Origin of the sequence: Methanolobus tindarius DSM 2278, from assembly GCF_000504205.1 — an archaeon.
GTDB classification, from domain to species: domain Archaea; phylum Halobacteriota; class Methanosarcinia; order Methanosarcinales; family Methanosarcinaceae; genus Methanolobus; species Methanolobus tindarius.
In genome coordinates this window covers 3070738-3089909 of sequence record NZ_AZAJ01000001.1, presented here as the reverse complement: position 1 = coordinate 3089909, position 19172 = coordinate 3070738, and the positions used below count along the sequence as shown (strand labels likewise).

Sequence of the window (19172 nt, the reverse complement as noted above, 5' to 3'; positions counted from 1 at the left end):
AAGCTCAATGATTATTTGAAGAGTTCTTTCCTCTTGCAAGAGACGCAAATATTCCTATTATACAGAAGATTGTGAACAGGATAAATGCATAATGCATGCTGGTAACAAACTGAGGATAATACTTGGAAGTTATCACTACAGGACCGATAACCACTGAAAATATCATCATGGCTATACCCATTGAGAGCATCTGTCCAAGCAGTCTCATGGTGCCGTTCATTCCTGATGCCACCCCATAGAATCTTTTATCAACTGAGCTCATGATAACGTTGGTATTAGGTGATGAGAACAGACCAAAACCTGCACCAAGCAGCACAAGTGTTCCTACGATATACCAGAGTGCTGTTGCTTCCGTAACAAAAGTCAATAAGAAAAGTCCGGTTGCTGTAAGTCCCATTCCTGTTGATGCAATTAACCGGGGCTCAATGTGGTCAGAAAGCTTGCCGGCCACAGGTGATATAGCTGCCTGTATGATAGGCTGTGCGATAAGAATCATACCTGCATGTCCGGGAGTAAATCCCTTGGTATACTGCAGGTCAAGACTCAGTAAAAATGTAACTGCATAGGTTGCACTGTAATTTATGAGTGCAGACATATTCGATAGTGCAAAAACACGATTTCTGGTCAGAAGCCTGATATCAAGCACTGGAGTGGGTATACGCATTTCATAAAGAGCAAAGAGCCCGATACCCAGGAGTCCAAGACCTATAAGAGCCGCACCTTTTATTTCAGGGAGACTGGAGAAACCGTACATAACTGCAACAACAGCAGCTCCATAGATTACAGAGCCTGTAAAGTCAAATTTTTCTCCGCGACACTCAGCCCATTCACCTTTGAGTTTCCAGAGTATAAGCAAAACTGCAATGGCACCGATTGGCACATTAACAAGGAAAATACTTCTCCATCCAAGGTGTTGTGTCATAATTCCACCAAGGAACGGACCCATGGAAAGTCCCACATAAACGGCAGTGATGTAGATACCAAGAGCAGTACCCCTTTCTCCTGGAGAGAATACGGAAGTTATAATGGCAGCTCCTGTACCAAAGATCATGGCACTTCCAAGACCCTGAATGACACGGACAGCTATAAGCATCCCTTCTGTGGGAACCATGGTCATTGCCAGTGATGCCAGACTGAAAATAATAATTCCATAAAGGAAAACCTTTTTTCTCCCATATATGTCAGCAATTTTCCCGAAAGGAACCAGAAATACTGCTGATGAAAGTAGATATGCAGTAGCTACCCAGGAAAGTGAAATAGCATCCATATTGAATTCTGCTCCCATGGTTGGTAAAGCGATGTTCACCGCCGAGCCATCAAATGGAGTGATAAAACCTGCGAGTATGGCTATAAGCAGAACTATCTGTTTCTGCGTTTTATCAGCTAAAGGTGATTTCTTAGATGGCTGATTTTCTTCTGGATTTTTACATGTTGGATTAATGTTACCTTTTCTTGCTGCAAGATTTGATTCCATATTTACTTCCTGTTTTGGTTCCATACTTACTTCCATGAGTTTTGTGAGGATTAGCGAATTCCTGTTATAAATAACATTGCAGTTACTGTTATTTTATCCGGATAACAAAATCAATTTACCAAAACACCTAAGTAATGTCGCCACCTCCGATGAATTAAAGTTTACAGAATTAAATATAATTGAATGAAATAAATTTTAATTGAGTTGATAAATATGGCAATTAAAGATGGAGATACAGTAAAGATAGAATATGTAGGTTTGCTTGATGATGGTTCTGTTTTTGATGCTTCAGAGACACACGGTCAGCCTTTAGAATTCACAGTAGGTGAAGGTAATGTGATAAAGGGCTTTGATGAAGCAGTTAAAGGTCTTGAAGTTGGCGAGGAAAAAGAATTCAGGATAGAAGCTAAAGATGCTTATGGAGAATACAATGATGCTCTTAAGGATACAGTTTCCAGGGATCTTGTAAGGTCTGACATGGAAATGGAAGTAGGTAAAACATTCTGGGTACAGTCTCCTCATGGACAGACAATCCCTGCAAAAATTGTTGAGCTGACAGAAGATGAAGTAACCTTTGATCTTAACCATCCACTTGCAGGCAAGGCTCTGACATTTAAGATTATAGTGGTTGAAGCATAATTCTCTGTAATAAAATAACTAACAAAACAACTAACCTAACTGTCTAAATCTTAAATATAATAATGATGATACTCATTATATAATGAAGTATACATATATTTATATAGTAGAAAATAATACTAGGAATTGCAGTCACAAGCTGAAATGCGAAAGACTGCATGACCATATACGGTGGTACGATATGGCCTTGATTGAAATAAACTAAAGCGAAACGTACAAAAGCACATGAACGATAACAAACCTGCCACATTACTCCCACAACCACACACCAGGTTTGTTACGTTCGGGCTTTAGTAAACTTTAGTTAATCACATTCATAATGGAGTATGAGCAAAGGGGATTCAGGCCTTTGGGCCGGGGTTATTGTCATAAAGAATTCCCAGCTTCTTTCTCTTCTTCTCTTGTTTGTTTTTAAAATCTGTTATTAAATGATTTCTAATCTTTGTATTGGATTTTCTCAATAACTTAAAATTCAATTTTAATTCAAAACACATACAGGTTAGTATCAATGAAACAGAGTTCCAAACACTACAAATAGCATCATAGTGGCGGTGGTATTGGATATTATGGAGTACTCGAGTCCTTTTTTCCAGTAAATCCATCCGAATACCATGCTTGACATTCCATTAAAAACTGCAATACGCATAACAAGTGCCGGATCCATTGTTTCTCTGGATAGAAACACATAAATGGTGCTATAAAGCAAGGTTACTAATAAAATAGAAATCCAGGCACCAATTTCTGTAGCTTTTCCTTCTGAATTTTTCTTTATTTTCCAGGTAATCCACACAAGGAATGTCATCAAAAAAAACCTTAATACAATCTCTTCAGTGATGCCTATGTAAAATGAATACAAAAATCGCTGCCATAGGGGCGGAGTTGTCAGGAAGATGAGTAACGATTCTGAATATCGTGTAAAAACAAGAGTATCCAGAATTATGATTACAAATGATATAATCAGACCCATGAGAATCGAGAACCTGAAAGAGTCTTTAAAATCAGAAGGTAGTCTCCTGTCTTCAAAAAGAGAACTAAGTACCGGTGTTTTCAGGCCAACTTTTTTGCCAAGATACAGGCCTGTGAAAATACCAATAAGAAATATCACCGTTGATCTGGCAAACTGTGTTGCCAGTATTGTAGGCACTGCCATGGCCAGGTCATACAATGCATCACCTGACATTGTAATTCCATAAGGAAGTGCTGCCAGCAATGAGAATTCAGCCACCATAAACAGCAGCCAGTAGATGTTCCAGTCTACAATATCTCTGATATCCTTGAAGCTCATTCCTGCCAGCCTTAGTAGTTAAAAAAAGTCACATAGCGTCTTTTGACGCATTAGTGAAGTATTCAATTGCTTGTGCCAGTTCTTTGTTAGTCTTAGCATATTCTTCAATATCAATTTTCTGGAGATATGCATCACATGCCTGTACAAGGGCTTTAGCTCCGTCCTGCGTTCCTCCAGGATGGGCATGTACTCCGGATCCCATTGTTGTTATGAAATCAACATTTTCCATGACATCAATAAAAGGCTTCAGTCTTACAGGATTCAGTCCTCCGGAGACAATAGGACAGCATTTCTTCATGCCTCTCCAGCTATCATCCTCAAGCACAACATGATGTGCCAGATCCACATTCACGATATTGATAGCATCCTTGTCTGTGTCAGGTATCTTGGACCAGCTCTGTTTGAAGAAGTGTCCTTCAGCACTCATGTACTGAATCTCGTGTGCTGCAACTACATCTTCCTCAGGTGTTCCTTTCATTTTACCAACACCTGCTGTACCTGTGTGAATTCCTGAAGCACCGGCGAGCCTTGCGAATTTGGAGAGAACAAGTACTGAGAATCCAAGTGGGTTTTCAGGTCTTGTAAATGCACCATGAGCTGCTCTGTGGAAGTGAATAAAAACATCAGGATATCTTCTTCTGAGTGTCTGCACAGCCATCCAGCCTGCTGTAATCCCGTCGATAAGGAAAGCATAACTTCCGGGCTCAAAACCTGCATTAACTATCATTTCACATCTTTCAATCATGGTGTCAAAATCAGCTGCTGAAACATTGAATGAATGAACCTTTTTATGTCCGGTTTCCCGAACAGCTTTATCCATTGCTTCCTTCACATGTTTTACCATCTTATCATAGGGACAGAAATCCTGGTTTGCCTGTGGTTCGTCATTTTTGACAAAATCACCGCCACCTACCCAGAAATCGTAACAGACTTCAGCATACTCGGCAGATGTGAGTCCCATCTTTGGTTTGACTATGGTTCCAAGAATAGGCCTGTCATAGACATCAAGGTATTTTCTCATGTCATCAACGGTATAGCTTGGTCCGTCATACTGTTCAAGCATTGACGGAGGGAACCATACATCCAGAAGTTTAAGGGCTGCAACTTCCTTCATTCCGAGAATGTTACCTACGATATAGGTGAGGATGTTCTGTACATTTCCTCCCCTGTCAAAAAGTCTCCATGGATATGCTATCCATACGAGTTCACGTTCTAAGTCAAGTTGATAAACAAGAGCATTCATGACCCGGGAAAATGAGGTCTCGGTATTAACTTTAAAATTAGTACCGGTTGACGATTCGGCTGCAACTTCAGCGGCTGCCTGCAGGATATTGAACTTTCCACCAGGTGTCAGGTGGAAAACTCCGAGAAGATATTCACCATTTGTCGGATCAGGCAGTTCCAGATTTACATATGCTTCCTGTTTGGAGTTGAGCGATTTAACCAGATCTTTGTGAATTGAACTCATATAATAAAAAAGAGCATGCAATGTATTTTAGTTTTTGCAGGGATGAGATCAGGAAAGTGTCAGAATCCCTGCAATAGAAGTTAAAAAGAAGTTATTGGAACGAGGTTATATTAGTGGTAACAAAGAATCTTTAATATGAAATAAAAGGGAGTGTATAATTTGTCACAGGAAAACAATAAACTATATAGTTTAATTTTGGTTCTGGCTATAGCCCTGGCGCTGATGGCAGCGACATTGTATGCAGGATCACAGGGGACAGCACAGGAAAACACAGAACATACAATTTCCATGAGTGGGTATGCGGAACAGAAAGTAGTGCCTGACACTGCATCAATAAGTATCGGAGTTGTAACCCAGGAAATAACAGCAAACGGTTCAAGCAGTGAAAATGCTGTAATAATGAATTCAATAGTAAATGAATTAAAGGCTCTGGGTTTAGAGGATAGGGAAATGCAGACATCTTATGTTTCAGTATCGCCGGTATACAATTATACCGGAGGAAGAACCATAACCGGGTACTCGGCCTCAAATAGTGTGGATATAACCACTAAAAAACTTGACATGATCAATGAGATAATTGACAGGTCTGCTGCAGCCGGAGCTAACCAGATAGGCAGTCTGTCATTCTCCGTGTCAGACACAATGCAGAAAGAACTTCGTGATGAGCTTATTTCAGAAGCTGTAACTGATTCGCGCTCAAAAGCAGATATGCTTGCAAGCAGTCTGAATGTAAAGATTACAGGTGTAAAAACATCATCTGTAAATGATAATAGTGGCATCTCTACTATTTATAGTACAGCACAGGAAATGCCTGTGGCAGAGGAAGCGTCAACTCCGATAAGTCCGGGCGAATCAACTGTTTCAATGTCTGTGCAGGTCACTTATATTATTGAGTAATTATTGAGTAATGGAAAGTTCTTGATATATACCAAGAACAATAAGAAGGAGAACAATTCCAAAAAGAATGAATTGAGGAACGGAAGCTTTTATCGTTTCTTCTTCTTTTTCTTTTATGCATATTAGCACAAAAACTGTCAGGCTGGCCAGAATTAAAACCAGGATGAAAACTGAGAGTTGTATGTTGAAATAAAAGGCGGAATAGATCATTCCTGCGCCTTCAAGAAACATTACAGCTGAGATCTGATGGTAAGGAACATATCCGGCAATACTTCTTTTTTCTTTAGTGTTGAAGTAGTTTTTTTCGCCAAATACAACATGAAGAATGCACAATACAATTAAAAGTAAACCCGATGCTGCAATTAACAAATTCAAAATCAAGAACCTCTTATTAATTCAGGATATTTATACTTCAAATATTTTTGTATTTTATTTTGGGTTTACTGCATGAAACAGTGACATAACTTTTAATAGAATATCATTTATCAATTAATTGTTCTTGTGTTAAAAAAATGAAAGAAAAGTGATCAAATGGAATATGGTAATCTTTTAGGCACTTCAATAAAAACGGTTCTAAGAAACTTTGTTTCCTATGCAATCGCAACGGTGATTCTTAGCGTTGGCTCAATATTATTTGTAACTGCTCCACCGTTGCTTTATGGTTTTGTCATGATGCTTGCAAAAGGCACAAGAAATGAAGTGGTAAAAGGAATGGATATTCTGGATGGATTCAGGAACGGTAATTTTGTCCGTAGCTGGAAATACATGCTTTTTGTGATGATAATTGCTGTTCTGATTTCAATAATTGCAATGATATTGCTATTTTTTGTCGGAATACTTTCATTTGGACTTATGTTTACACTGGGTTCTTCCAGTTCCTCCATACCCGAATCAGTAATTCTGGCAATAGTGGCTATACTCTATCTTGCAGTTCTCTGTATTGCCCTTATTCCGGTATTTTTCATGCTTTATATGCTGCCACTATATGTAATCAAAGGATATGACATAACAGATGCTTTGTCAGAAAGTGCTGCAATTGTAAAGTCAAACATTATAGCAAGTGTTATAATAAGTCTGATAGTAGGTTTTGTGGCTCTTGTAGGAGTACTTCCGTATTATGCAGGTTTATTTCTGGGATGGCCTGTTGCCTTCAATTTAGTTATCTACATAACCGGTGTTTTACTTACAACTCCATTAAGTCAGCAGATTCTTGTAAACACTACTTTCGAGCTGGCATCATTTCCATTTGAAAAAGAACAAATCAATAAATAAGTTTTGTTTATCATCAAATGGAAAGCTGTACCCACCAAGTATTTATATAATTTATTTCCCATTTTTAATAATAATAATATTCTAAAGATGGTGTGATGAGTAAAATATTGGTGCTTTTTGAAGAAGGTTCTGATACGGCAGAGCTATCAGAAAAACTACAGTCTATGGGACATGTGGTTTGCGAGGCAAAGATCAGCACTAACAGCCTGCAAGAGCATCTTATATCTTCTTTTGAAACTGGCTATGACCTTCTTATTTTAAGAATAAATACAGAGTTTGGAAAAACACTCGTTCAACTTGAACTTATAAGTGAATTATCTACAATTCCTGTTCTTCCTGTAATTTCAAATGTAAATAATCAGCTAATAACGAAGCTCAGATCATTATCATTTTCATCCTGTATTGTATGGCCTGCATCTGATGAACAATTAGCTACTTCTATTCAATTCTGTATTTCAAAAAAGGACAATGAACGCTGGAAAACAGATGAAGATAAAAAGTACGCCCAAAGATATCGTACTATTACCGAAATGTCTGTTGATGGCTTTATGTATTTAGACAGGGAAGGCAGCATACTTGATGTAAACAGAAAATATTGTGAAATGTCTGGTTATTCGTACTATGAACTACTGGAAATGAGTGTGTCTGACATTGAAGCAGATATGGATAAAAAAGAAATAACGTACCATATTGACAAAACGATTCTATCCGGCAAGGACCTGTTTGAAACCCATCATCGCAGAAAAGACGGAAAAATAATTAGTGTTGAAATCAGTGCCATTTATACAAGCAGTGATTCTCATGGCCTTTTCTGTTTTGTGAGGGACATAAGTGATCGTGTAAGATTGGAGAATGATCTAAGGGAAAGTGAAAGAAGTAAATCTGTTCTCATTTCAAATTTACCAGGTATTGCTTATCGTTGTGAACTTGACAGAGAGTGGACAATGCGTTTTATTTCCCAAGGCTGTTTTGAGCTTACAGGATACAAGGCGGAAGATTTGATTAACAACCAAAAAACATCGTTTAATGACCTCATAGAGCCTGAATACAGGGATTATCTCTGGGACAAGTGGCAGAGAATACTGGCAAATGGCGAATTCTTCAGGGATGAATACAGGATCAAAACTGCTTCCGGAAAACTAAAGTGGGTGTGGGAACAGGGGAAAGGTGTAGCTGATGAACAGGGCAATGTAATTGCACTTGAAGGTTTCATTACTGATATTACACAGCGAAAATTAATGGAAGAGCGTGTAAAAGAGAGTGAAGAGATTTTCAGGACCACCCTTTACAGTATAGGTGACGGAGTAATAACAACCGATACCAACGGTTGTCTTCAGCAGATGAATACAATAGCTGAAGAATTGACGGGTTGGTCTGAGTCTGAAGCAAAAGGAAAAATGCTTGAAGATATATTTCCGATCATAAATGAGGATAGCAGAAGCGAAGTTGAAATTCCTGTCAGAAAGGTTCTCAGGGAAGGAAAAATCGTTGGGCTGGCAAATCACACTCTTCTTATTTCCAGAAAAGGAAATGAAATCCCCATTGCAGACAGCGGTTCCCCAATAAAAAATGCTTCTGGTGATATATCCGGTGTAGTTCTTGTTTTCCGTGACCAGACTGAAGAACGGGAAGCACAAAGAGCTTTGCAGGAAAGTGAAGCCCGCTTCCGTCTGCTTGTAGAACATGCTCCTGAAGCTATTTTTGTCCAGACAGACAACAAATTCGCATATCTGAATCCGGCAGCTCTGGAATTGTTTGGTGCTGACTCTCCGGAACAATTAATAGGAAATTTTGTTGTTGAGCAATTCCATCCAGATTCACGTTCACAGGTAAAGGAAAGAATAAGCACCCTTGATTCTAAAAAGCAAGCAGCTCCTATAATGGAAGAGATATGTCTGCGTATGGATGGAAGTTCTTTTGTTGCAGAAGTCTCGGCAGTTCCTCTTAATTATGAAGGTAAAAACGGAGCCCTTTTCTTTTTCCGTGACATAACCGAAAGAAAAAGAGCCGAAGAAGAGATACTAAAAGCAAAACTAATGTCGGATAATGCCAACCGCAGTAAGACTGAATTTCTGGCAAATACCAGTCATGAACTTAAAACCCCTCTTAGTTCTATCATTGGGTTTTCTGACCTGCTTCTGGAAGGTGTTTCCGGTGATCTGAATGACAAACAGACAAAATATCTGAAGACCATTTATCAGAGTGGAAACCTTCTTCTTAATTTGATTAATAATATTCTTGATCTTTCGCAAATTGAATTCGGTGAAATGGAACTTAAACTTACTAGATTTGATATTGTACGAGTTGTCCAGGATGTTTATTCTATGATGTTCATATTATCCGAAAGGAAAGGAGTTTCACTTGAATTAATATCAAATACGGATAAACTTGATGTTGTAGCTGACAGGATCAAGGTAAAAGAGATTCTTTATAATTTGATTGACAATGCATTAAAATTTACTCCCAAAAATGGATATGTAAATATAAATATTGGCCTACGGGACGAAAATACAATACTGATATCAGTAGCCGATTCCGGAATTGGTATTGGGGAAGATGACGTTAAAAGGGTATTCGAGCCATTTTACCAGGTTGATGGTTCTTCAACACGCAAATACCGGGGCAGTGGTCTTGGTCTTGCTATAATTGAAAAATTTGTGAAAATGCATGGCGGAAATATATGGGTTGAAAGTACGATAGGGGAAGGTAGTGAGTTCTTTTTTACTATCCCTGTTAATCAGGTATGAAACCTTATTTCCACTGCGTTTAATTATGTTACATTCATATCGTAAATGCATTAGATGTTTTTTTTACTAAATATGTAGCTAACTTGCTATGTTCTTGTTTTTTTAGATTTTTTTGCATTAAAAACAATGAAGAATTAGTTTTAAATATTTAAACTACTAATAGGGATGATTTATCAAGTATTTATTTAATATACAGATTTTAAACTGTTATTTAGCTATAATATTCTTAAATAATACTTATTTAGAAACTTAAAAGGAGTAGATATGAGAAAAGTGCAATATGAATTTCCTCTGAGTGAATTCACATCAGAGGCCGACTTTAAAAAGGTTAAAGAGTTTTCTGAAGATAAGGAGACTCCATTTCTTGTTGTAGACCTGTCTAAAGTTGAAAAAATGTATGATGAACTTGTAAGGAACATGCCTTATGTTAAAATACATTATGCAGTAAAGGCAAATCCTATGGATGAGATTATTTCAGTCCTAAGGGATAAAGGATCCAACTTCGATGCTGCAACTGTTTATGAGATTGATCAGCTTCTCAGGCTTGGTGTTGCACCGGAAAGGATCAGTTATGGTAACACAATAAAAAAGGAAAAAGATATTGCATATGCATATCAGAAAGGCATCAGGATGTTTGCAACAGATTCACAGAGTGACCTTCATAAGATAATCAAAAATGCTCCCGGATCACGTGTATTCTTCCGTCTGCTTACTGAAAGCGATGGTGCAGACTGGCCATTATCAAGAAAATTCGGAGCTCACCCTGATGTTATTTATGAGCTTATACTTGAAGCACATGAAAATGGACTTGAACCATATGGTCTTTCTTTTCACGTAGGTTCACAGCAACGTGATATCGGACAATGGGACAACGCTCTTTCAAAATGTAAATACCTCTTTGAAGCTGTGTCACTTCAGGGTATTAAGCTTAAAATGATAAACCTGGGTGGCGGTTTTCCTGCAAAATATATGTCCCCAGCTAACGAACTTGAAACCTATGCACATGAAATACTTCGATTTATACAGGAAGATTTTGGTGAGGAACATCCGGAGATTATAATAGAGCCTGGCAGATCCCTGGTCGCTGACGCAGGTGTTATTGTAACAGAAATCATAATGATTTCAAAGAAAGCAAAACTGAACCAGTACCATTGGGTATATCTGGACATAGGAAAGTTTGGCGGATTAATTGAAACACTTGATGAATGCATAAAATACCCTATATACTCAGAAAGTGAGGGATGTGAAGAAGAAGTAATTCTTGCAGGTCCTACATGTGACAGCATGGATATTCTCTACGAAGATCACAAATATGTTTTCCCTGAAAGTCTTCACGAGAATGAAAGACTTTACATATTCACCACCGGAGCTTATACACAGAGTTATAGTTCCATTGCTTTTAACGGCTTACCACCTTTGAAAGCATACGTTATCTGATAGAAGAGGGCACAGTCCTTCTTTTCTTCATTTTTTACTTTTCTTTTTAGCTTGGAATCTCAGGCTGTTGCCCAGTCACTGTAAACATATTCGTTTTCAGAATTTGAGCCCCATGCCCAAATTCCAACACGGTAGGTTTCACCGGCAGGAACTTTAAGATTTGATATTGTATAGGTCACAGTCTCATCAACATCCAGATCCTCATGTGTCTCTGTCTGGAGATCATCCCATACCATATTTTGAGTCGTAGTTTCCAGGCTGGTATAAATTACTAGATCATGAGCAACATCAGAACCAATATTCGTTACTTCGATTTCAAGATCAGCATAAGTGACATAATTATTTCCCCTTGCATTGCCAGTAAATTTGACCAGAAGTTGCGGGTATGAGTTAAGAACCGGTTTTACTGAAGCTTCAAGGTCGGCATATTCCTCAGGTATCACACCTACTTCCCATCCGGAATTTGTCGTTTCAAGATAATAGTAGCGTACTCCTGAATAATCAAAGTAGCTGCCTTCAAGAGCCTCTGCACCTTTAACTCCCACGCCCATGTGTCCGGGGAATTCAACCAGTGCCACCCCGTATCCCATATCATAAAGCAGAGCTGCCAGTAGAATGGATGAGTCCTCACAGTCTCCTCCACCATGGTAAAGAGTTTCAAAGGGAAAACGTGGATATTCATCGTATCCTGCTGAAGCACTGTCACTTACATAAGGAAGAGATTGCACAAAAGCCATTACAATATATGGAATTTCATCTCTGCTGTAGCCATTTGCTTGTGCAAGCCCAGCCATTTGTTCTGTAATCATGGATATGAGTTCATCGTCAAAAGGGTCATTTACAAAATGACTGAAATCCCTGTTACGGCTTCTACGGGAATATGCATCATATGCATCAGTATCATATTCATATTCAACTGAGAAATCCGTATTGTCATATTTCCAGCGATATGAACGTGTTATGCTGTTGCTGTTAATCTTTACATCGGTGTGTGTAATTTCACCTTCATATATTCCGGTCTCAAGGAATATTGCAGGATAGATTTCGTAACTGATATTAACAGAAAAACTGCTGTCAGATATTCTGTCTATCCTGATAGTGTAAATGATATTTTCTCCGTTTGTGTCCTTTATGCTGTACGTTTTGTTTTCAAACAGTGTGCCGGTAGTATATTCATTCCCATCTTTTCTAAAAGACAAACGTACATCTTTGTCTTGCTTGCTGATATCCAGGACTTTCAGTGAGTATCCATTATCAATTTCCAGTACTCCTGTTTTCTTGACAGTCTGGATGTAATTATCAGGCTCGGAACCAAGGACTTCAGGAGTCTTATATGAGCTGGTATTTTGCTCTGTACTTTGTTCTGATACTTTCTGTGCCTGAATATCTGTACATCCGGATGAACTTAAAATTAAAATAATTATAAGTATAATTGTAATTTTAGTCAGAATCACACCCAAAAGCCTGGTATCTTCCTTGATGTGAATCATCTGTCTATCCTCAGAAAATAGTTGTATTTTACCGGTTACGTATACTTTCCTGTATGGAATAGTATGTGATATAGAATTAGTTTTATTCAGGTATATTCTTTTTTACCGGTATATTTACTGTAAAACAACTCCCTTTACCGGGTTTACTGTCTACATCGATATTACCATTGTGCATTTCTACAAACTTACTGACAAGAGCAAGTCCAAGGCCTGTTCCTTCATGCTGCCTACTGTAGAATGAATCTATCTGCTTGAAAGGATGGAACAATATATCCTTATTTTCCTCTGAAATGCCGATTCCCGTATCGCAAACGGTTATTGTCAGTATTTTATCTTTTGCTTCATTGTTTATACTTGCATTGATATCAACAAGGCCACCAACAGGTGTAAATTTGACAGCGTTGCTCAGCAGGTTATAAAGAATCTGTTTTATCTTTGCACGGTCACCATTAACAGAAAGGACACCGGTTACATTGTTTGTCAGCGTGATATTTTTCCTCTGTGCCTGGGAATCCATTATCGTAGTAACTTCATCTACAGCTTCATTAAAATTAAAGCACTCAGGCCTGAGTTCCATTTCACCGGCTTCTATTTTTGAAAGATCCAGAATATCATTTATTATCATTAAAAGATGCTTGCCACTATTGGATATATTTGAAAGGTATTTTTCCTGTTTATCGTTAAGCTCTCCAAATGCACCTTCAAGCAGAAAATCGGAAAAACCTATTATTGAATTCAGAGGTGTACGTAGTTCATGGCTCATGTTTGCAATGAACTCACTTTTAGACTTACTGGCAGTTTCTGCAATTAATTTTGCATCCATGAGCTGAATTTCAGCTTTTTTCTGTTCAGTAATATCCCTTACGTGTTCAAGTATTTTTGATACTTTTCCTTTATTGTCAAAAATAGGTATCACACGTATCTCACGGAACGTACTATCAATTTCATTATGAATCTGATATGTAAGTATTTCTCCTGAATCAAATACATCAAATGGCAAACAAGGATCACATTGTTTATCCTTTTTCAGGAAAGATTTGTAACAAATACTTTCGGAACTCATATCTTCATTTATGAAATATTCATGCCCTTTCCAATTACTCAGGACGATCTGATGATTCCTGTCTACTACAGCAAGGAGATCAGGAATTGATTCAAATGTACTGGCAAGCAGTTTTTTCTGTTCTTTCAATTCCATGTGTGCTTTTTTAAGCTCAGTAACATCTCTTATCATTCCTGCTACCATTGAAGGAATACCATTTTCATAAACAAGATGTGCATTTACTGAAACATAAACTGTATTGCCATTCTTATTTGCAAGCGTAATCTCATAATGGGATACAAAACCATTCTTTACGATTTCACGAAGAAAATTATTCCTGTCATGAGGATTTTTGTATAGAATTTGAATAGAACGACCCAGTAACTCTTTGTCCGTATATCCAAGATAATGCTGGACAGAAGGACTGATTGTAAGTACAATTCCTCCAAGATCCGCTTCATAATAAATATCATGTATTTCGTTGAATATCCTGTGATACTTTTCTTCGCTTTTTAACAGGAGTTTATCGGTATTGCGATGTTCAAAAGCGTTGACAAAGATCTCCCCGAGATAGTTAAAAAGACGAAGAAGTTCCGGTTCAGTATTCTCAGGTTCAAACGAAGAGCTCAGACAGATGAAACCTATCTTTGCTCTGTGCCCGTATATGGGCACAATTATTAGTGAACGTTTGTTATCTTCATTGAAAAAATCAGATGCTTGTTTTGAGTCACAGTTTAATTTTTTCAAGTCATTATGAGTAAGGAAAAACAGTTTTTTGTCTGAAATAGAAAAGCAACCCGGATTTGCCATTACAAACTGTTTAAGCTTTTCTTCTTTTACTATGTCAGTTGAATTTCTATGCCAGCTATGCTCACAAAATAATTGTCCTCTGGGTGCAAACTGGAAGATGCATATTATGTCTGAATCAGTTATGTTTCCGATGGGTGGCAATGATTCCAGAATATTGTCATCGATCTCTGCCACAGACATATCTTTAAATTTCAAATATGTTTTTTCAATCAGCTCTTCAACCATTTTCCGTTGAAACTGGTTATTGATTTCAGTTTCAGTCAAAATCTCCTCAATAAGAAAAACATAACCTGTGACATTTTTATTGTCATCTGTCTCTGTTTTTGTTCTGATCCTGAGAGTAACATCACTGCCGTTATTTGTGATATGCCTGATAATCTGGTCAGTTTCAGAATTGTTTTCAGAATTGTGAGTGAGAATTTTTTCAAGTATGGATTTAAGTCCGGATTCAACAAGGGAATCCGGCAATAATGAGAATATGTTATTTTGCACTTTTAGATTCTCATATGGAAACCATTGTTTTTCTCTCAGAAATCTGTTTATATATGTGATATTCCCTTTGAGATCAGAACAAATAATACCAATTGGAAGATCAGAAATTATTTTTTTATATCTGTTTAAATCGGACATGTCCTCGGTATTCCATATATCTATATAATTATCAATTATGATTTATTTATTATTAAATAAAGTTTTCCTGATTGACAAAATAATAAAAATACGGAGTCAGTAGTAGAATAAGTAGTAGTTAGATTGCCTGATTTATGATTATTAGCATTTAATCCATATATTCATTCAGGTGAGTTCGTAAGGCTTCTATTTCAGCATTTTGTGGCAATGTGGATATTAGTTTGTCAATAAACCCATGTTTCTTCACAAGACTAAATGTTTCCCTGAAATTAAGATCAAACAGCCAGGCTAGCCGTGTAAGGTTCATATCGTTGCAGGTTTTTACGTGACTGACGCTTGCTACCTTGTTTTGCAGAAGCTCTTTCACAATTACAGTGGAATACTCCGCTTTGTCAGGCAACCCCAGTTCCAGAGCAGGATTTGGTATTTCATCCTTTTGATTATGGTGTTCCAGCAGTACTTTAAATATGTCCAGTTTGTCTGCATCTCTTATGAGTTTAGCATGAAGAAGAGTCCGTTCATCCAGATTGCCTTTTATCCGGAACCTGTTGTGATTAACAACGGCAAGCAGGATTATTTTTTGCTCAGTGGCTGGCAGGTTTGAAAGTATGCCTTCAGCTTTTAGAACTTTAACACCTAAGACAGCATGGTTTTCAGAATCACTATCTTTAAAAGTCCTGTATTTGCTTATCTGCTTAAAACGTCCAATATCGTGGAGAAGTGCTATTGTTTTTGCAAGAAAATAGTCATTATTGTCAAGTTTTTCAGAAGCAGCTATCAGGGATGCATTTTCACAAACCCTGATACTGTGCTCTTCTTTTAGTATCACATTCAGCTGAATGAAACTATCGTCTGTGTAAAATGAACCGACATAATTATGAAACCATGTTTTCAGTTCATTAAATTTCTCTTCATCCATTTGATGCTACATTGTTCATTAACAGCATTATATTTTATGCACTGATTTCAAATGTTCAAGCCATGTTCAATATAAATTCAATCTATATTCAATACTGTAATGAAAAGAGCATTCTGTCATCACTGTCTTTCAGGTAGAGTTTTAATTGTTCTCCCTCAAGCACAACAGAATCTACATTTCCAAGATATGCAAGATATTTGTTATCAATAGAATCTCCCCCGCATGCCATAAGTGTCATTGGCCCGGGGTTTAATGTGATCTGACCATTCTCGAGTACATAGGTTCCGCTTCCTGTGTTGCAGTCAGCAAGAATATAATATATACCATCTTCCGTGAACTCGATAGTGTATCTCTTTGGGTCAGGAACAACTAAGGGAGTTTTTGCATCTTCTTCAATTGTACCTGTCCATTCCCATGTTACATTGGATATGCTTTCTGCATTAGTTACTATTTTATCCGCATCATTTTCCCGGCTCAGATCTTTGTCCATGCAGGCAGAAACTGAAATTGCCATTGAAATTATGGCAAGAACCACTAATGCTTTTATTACCTTGTCTGTAAACCTCAACATATAACCTCCTGAATTTCAATATAAATGGAAGAAGATTATATATCATCCGGTCAATACCTTTTGTGAGCGTAAACTCAGGGGATGAAACAAATTCCGGACGGAAAAACACATGACGCTATAAATGCAGCAGTTCTGACCATAGTACTTATTGGATTCTACTATGCTTTCAGGGAAGGAATAAATCCTGTAGTTACCTATCTGGATAACTATACGATAGCCGCTTTTTCAATAGCCTATATTTTTGCCACCTTATTTCTGAGTCCTGATCTTGATATCAGCAGTAAACCCTACAAAAGATGGGGCGTCCTCAGGATACTCTGGTGGCCATACAAGGAGTTATTCAAGCACAGGGGTCTTTCTCACCATCCTGTTATCGGGCCTTTGTCTATCGTATTAAACCTGCTTGTTATAGTTGCTGCAGTTTTCCTGCTTATTGGAATTGATTATGAGCTTATACCTTCAAGCCTGATGATAGCAAGTATTGGAGGAATAGTGCTTTCCATAGAGGTTCACATAATTTCTGATAATATGGTCTCAAAATTCAAGTCAATATTCTGATTTCTAGTATTGCAAATTAAAAGCAGTTCTAAGAAAAAAATAGTTCAAAGAAAATGAGGATTCGGGAATAAGACAGGAGTTAATTTATCCTGTCCTTAAACTCAGTTTCAATGTGCTTTCCATCGCAAAAAGGTTTGTTTTTAGATTTACCACACCTGCAAAGTGCATAATGATCTAAAGTTTCCGGCCTGGCTCCTTCTTTGTCTTCAAGTTCTATTCCACCAATTGCATGATAGGGACCATTTTTTACCATAAATATTTCCGGATCATGCGGATAATCCTTATGCAACAGACCTTTAAATGTGTAGCTTAAAGCTCCTGAAGGACAAGTCCTTATGACTCTGGCAATCTCTTCCGGATCAGAAGCATCAGGATCAATCCATGGTTTTTCACCCTTCATGAAAACTCCTGGTAATTTCAGGATGCAATGTCCTATGTGGGAGCAAACTGCCCTGTTGTCATGGATTATTATTTCTTTTCCTTCAAAAGACTCGATTTTATCAGGATATTTACCTGTTTCTTTCTTCCCGGAAAAATCATTATGCAGATGTGCTCCATCACAAAATGGTTTATTCTCAGTATCTCCACATCTGCAAAGCGCCATGAATGGACTTGTTTCTATGAACACGCCCTTTGAATTTCTAATGGTTTTAAGATCTTTTACAATAAAAGGCCCATCTTTTGATACTTTGATGACAGGTTTTTTTTCTTCACCCATGTTTTTACCTTTTTATGTAGATAGCAGCCATCATTCCAAAAACAACAAGTATTATTCCAAATCCCGGTGATTGCACTTCCGTTGCTGAATCTTCAACATCGGATTCGCTGCTTGTTTCTGTTGCAGTTTCAGTATTTGCAGTTGTATCTGTTTCACTTTCCTCATCAGCTGATGAGTTAGCAGCTTCAGCTCCCTCTGTTTCAGTAACTTCTATTATCTCGGGATAATCATCCGAGTCACCTGGAAATGTGAGTGCATTAATTTCTTCAATGTTTGTAAAACCGTCATCGTCTGAATCTAGCTCTTCAATGGCAAGGAAATCTTTTCCATTTTCTGCATAAGCCAGGCCATAACTATCACGAGCACCTCCTCCATTAGGATTTATATGACACATATCGCAGGTTGCAAGTCGTGTATCACGGACATCATATTGCTCTAAAAATGATGCCATGTAATTTGGTCGTGCTAAAGAAGATGTCGTAAAAGAACCCAGAAGAATTGTCAGTAAAATCAATCCCAGAACTAATTTATATTTCATACATAAACTCCATTATTTTTGTATATAGTATTTCAGGCACTCGTTTTATAATTTTCCAGGACGAAGTATTATTTTCTAAAATAGAATGCTGCTATTATTGTGAAAACTGAAATTACGACTTCAAATCCTGGAGATTGCCGGTCACCTTCAGTGGTTTGGGAAGTTTTTGTAGTATTTTCATTTTTGATATCAGATGTTGCGTTTTTCTGAGTTTCGTTTATTGAACTTTCCTCTATGGGTATTGTTGTCGTTTCATTAACTACAGGTTCTGTGCTTTCTTCAGTTGAATTTTGCACAATCACAGGTTCAACCTGAGGATAATCATTGGAATCCCCAGGGAACGTTAAAGCATTAATTTCCTCAAGATCTGTAAATCCGTCACCATCAGAATCCTGATCTTCAATTCCTCCATAATTTCTGGTGTGGGAATATGCCCTGCCATATGAGTCAAGAGAACCTCCATTAGGCCCGGAATGACACACATCACATGTATCAAGCACCGTATCTGTCGTATCGTAACGCTGATTAAAAGAATACAAATAACTGGATTTAGCCGATGTCACAGGTGCGCCAATTATAATAATGGACACAAAAACAAGTACAAGAATTAATTTACTTTTCATAATTTCACTCCACATTTCCCTATATGTATTATTTCGAGACAGTGGTATTTAGGC

Annotated in this window: 17 protein-coding genes; 6 read left to right on the top strand and 11 right to left on the bottom strand. The window is 37.6% G+C overall.

All coding sequences use genetic code 11. From position 1 onward, the window contains the following. Positions 1-4 precede the first annotated feature (4 nt). Positions 5-1498: an MFS transporter gene (locus tag METTI_RS14570; protein ID WP_023846596.1), complete on the bottom strand. Its 1494-nt coding sequence runs from the start codon at positions 1496-1498 to the stop codon at positions 5-7. A gap of 189 nt (positions 1499-1687) precedes the next feature. Between METTI_RS14570 and METTI_RS14565 the strand changes: the two genes are divergently transcribed. After that, positions 1688-2113 (top strand): FKBP-type peptidyl-prolyl cis-trans isomerase, encoded by a 426-nt coding sequence (locus METTI_RS14565; protein ID WP_023846595.1) that lies wholly within the window; start codon positions 1688-1690, stop codon positions 2111-2113. A 505-nt stretch (positions 2114-2618) separates the two neighbouring features. Here the strand turns inward: METTI_RS14565 and METTI_RS14560 are convergent. Both METTI_RS14560 and METTI_RS14555 read right to left on the bottom strand, forming a co-directional pair. After that, entirely contained in the window at positions 2619-3398 is a 780-nt protein-coding gene (locus tag METTI_RS14560) for a CPBP family glutamic-type intramembrane protease (RefSeq protein ID WP_023846594.1), read from the bottom strand. A gap of 28 nt (positions 3399-3426) precedes the next feature. Then, positions 3427-4866, bottom strand: coding sequence for a ribulose-bisphosphate carboxylase (locus METTI_RS14555; protein WP_023846593.1), 1440 nt, complete (start codon positions 4864-4866; stop codon positions 3427-3429). Positions 4867-5025: 159 nt separating this feature from the next. On the opposite strand from METTI_RS14555, the gene METTI_RS14550 reads away from it, so the two are divergent. After that, the gene (locus tag METTI_RS14550) at positions 5026-5763 is read left to right on the top strand and encodes an SIMPL domain-containing protein (RefSeq protein ID WP_023846592.1); all 738 of its coding nucleotides are present in this window, start codon (positions 5026-5028) and stop codon (positions 5761-5763) included. Here METTI_RS14550 and METTI_RS14545 read toward each other — a convergent pair whose 3' ends face one another. Next, on the bottom strand, positions 5764-6138 hold the full coding sequence (locus METTI_RS14545; RefSeq protein WP_023846591.1) for a hypothetical protein: 375 nt from the start codon (positions 6136-6138) through the stop codon (positions 5764-5766). It lies immediately after the preceding gene. A 156-nt stretch (positions 6139-6294) separates the two neighbouring features. Between METTI_RS14545 and METTI_RS14540 the strand changes: the two genes are divergently transcribed. The 3 genes from METTI_RS14540 to METTI_RS14530 all read left to right on the top strand — a co-directional run bounded on the left by METTI_RS14540 (position 6295) and on the right by METTI_RS14530 (position 11219). Then, positions 6295-7035 (top strand): DUF7847 domain-containing protein, encoded by a 741-nt coding sequence (locus METTI_RS14540; RefSeq protein ID WP_023846590.1) that lies wholly within the window; start codon positions 6295-6297, stop codon positions 7033-7035. 95 nt (positions 7036-7130) lie between these two features. Then, entirely contained in the window at positions 7131-9782 is a 2652-nt protein-coding gene (locus METTI_RS14535; protein WP_023846589.1) for a PAS domain S-box protein, read from the top strand. Between the two features lie 264 nt (positions 9783-10046). Next, positions 10047-11219 (top strand): type III PLP-dependent enzyme, encoded by a 1173-nt coding sequence (locus tag METTI_RS14530; RefSeq protein WP_023846588.1) that lies wholly within the window; start codon positions 10047-10049, stop codon positions 11217-11219. Positions 11220-11278: 59 nt separating this feature from the next. On the opposite strand, the gene METTI_RS14525 is transcribed toward METTI_RS14530, so the two are convergent. The 4 genes from METTI_RS14525 to METTI_RS14510 form a co-directional block, all read right to left on the bottom strand. Continuing rightward, complete coding sequence (locus METTI_RS14525; protein WP_023846587.1) at positions 11279-12709, bottom strand: hypothetical protein; 1431 nt, start codon at positions 12707-12709, stop codon at positions 11279-11281. An 82-nt stretch (positions 12710-12791) separates the two neighbouring features. Continuing rightward, positions 12792-15053, bottom strand: coding sequence for a PAS domain-containing sensor histidine kinase (locus METTI_RS15445; protein WP_169729125.1), 2262 nt, complete (start codon positions 15051-15053; stop codon positions 12792-12794). Between the two features lie 286 nt (positions 15054-15339). Next, complete coding sequence (locus METTI_RS14515; protein WP_023846585.1) at positions 15340-16110, bottom strand: HD domain-containing protein; 771 nt, start codon at positions 16108-16110, stop codon at positions 15340-15342. An 88-nt stretch (positions 16111-16198) separates the two neighbouring features. Next, positions 16199-16681, bottom strand: a complete 483-nt coding sequence (locus METTI_RS14510) for an META domain-containing protein (protein WP_023846584.1) — start codon at positions 16679-16681, stop codon at positions 16199-16201. An 81-nt stretch (positions 16682-16762) separates the two neighbouring features. On the opposite strand from METTI_RS14510, the gene METTI_RS14505 reads away from it, so the two are divergent. Beyond that, complete coding sequence (locus METTI_RS14505) at positions 16763-17239, top strand: metal-binding protein (protein WP_023846583.1); 477 nt, start codon at positions 16763-16765, stop codon at positions 17237-17239. A gap of 79 nt (positions 17240-17318) precedes the next feature. Here METTI_RS14505 and METTI_RS14500 read toward each other — a convergent pair whose 3' ends face one another. From METTI_RS14500 to METTI_RS14490, 3 genes are all read right to left on the bottom strand, one after another. Further along, positions 17319-17957, bottom strand: a complete 639-nt coding sequence (locus METTI_RS14500) for a CDGSH iron-sulfur domain-containing protein (protein WP_023846582.1) — start codon at positions 17955-17957, stop codon at positions 17319-17321. 4 nt (positions 17958-17961) lie between these two features. Continuing rightward, a complete protein-coding gene (locus METTI_RS14495; RefSeq protein ID WP_023846581.1) occupies positions 17962-18495 on the bottom strand; it encodes a hypothetical protein in 534 nt (177 codons plus the stop codon). 68 nt (positions 18496-18563) lie between these two features. Continuing rightward, positions 18564-19118, bottom strand: coding sequence for a hypothetical protein (locus METTI_RS14490; RefSeq protein ID WP_023846580.1), 555 nt, complete (start codon positions 19116-19118; stop codon positions 18564-18566). Between the last annotated feature and the right edge of the window lie 54 nt (positions 19119-19172).

Coding starts and splice junctions, on each gene's coding strand:
- METTI_RS14540 (WP_023846590.1), top strand. CDS start 6,295: ATGGAATATGGTAATCTTTTAGGCACTTCAATAAAAACGGTTCTAAGA.
- METTI_RS14570 (WP_023846596.1), bottom strand. CDS start 1,498: ATGGAACCAAAACAGGAAGTAAATATGGAATCAAATCTTGCAGCAAGA.
- METTI_RS14530 (WP_023846588.1), top strand. CDS start 10,047: ATGAGAAAAGTGCAATATGAATTTCCTCTGAGTGAATTCACATCAGAG.
- METTI_RS14500 (WP_023846582.1), bottom strand. CDS start 17,957: ATGGGTGAAGAAAAAAAACCTGTCATCAAAGTATCAAAAGATGGGCCT.
- METTI_RS14515 (WP_023846585.1), bottom strand. CDS start 16,110: ATGGATGAAGAGAAATTTAATGAACTGAAAACATGGTTTCATAATTAT.
- METTI_RS14555 (WP_023846593.1), bottom strand. CDS start 4,866: ATGAGTTCAATTCACAAAGATCTGGTTAAATCGCTCAACTCCAAACAG.
- METTI_RS14490 (WP_023846580.1), bottom strand. CDS start 19,118: ATGAAAAGTAAATTAATTCTTGTACTTGTTTTTGTGTCCATTATTATA.
- METTI_RS14525 (WP_023846587.1), bottom strand. CDS start 12,709: ATGATTCACATCAAGGAAGATACCAGGCTTTTGGGTGTGATTCTGACT.
- METTI_RS14505 (WP_023846583.1), top strand. CDS start 16,763: ATGAAACAAATTCCGGACGGAAAAACACATGACGCTATAAATGCAGCA.
- METTI_RS14495 (WP_023846581.1), bottom strand. CDS start 18,495: ATGAAATATAAATTAGTTCTGGGATTGATTTTACTGACAATTCTTCTG.
- METTI_RS14510 (WP_023846584.1), bottom strand. CDS start 16,681: ATGTTGAGGTTTACAGACAAGGTAATAAAAGCATTAGTGGTTCTTGCC.
- METTI_RS14560 (WP_023846594.1), bottom strand. CDS start 3,398: ATGAGCTTCAAGGATATCAGAGATATTGTAGACTGGAACATCTACTGG.
- METTI_RS14535 (WP_023846589.1), top strand. CDS start 7,131: ATGAGTAAAATATTGGTGCTTTTTGAAGAAGGTTCTGATACGGCAGAG.
- METTI_RS14565 (WP_023846595.1), top strand. CDS start 1,688: ATGGCAATTAAAGATGGAGATACAGTAAAGATAGAATATGTAGGTTTG.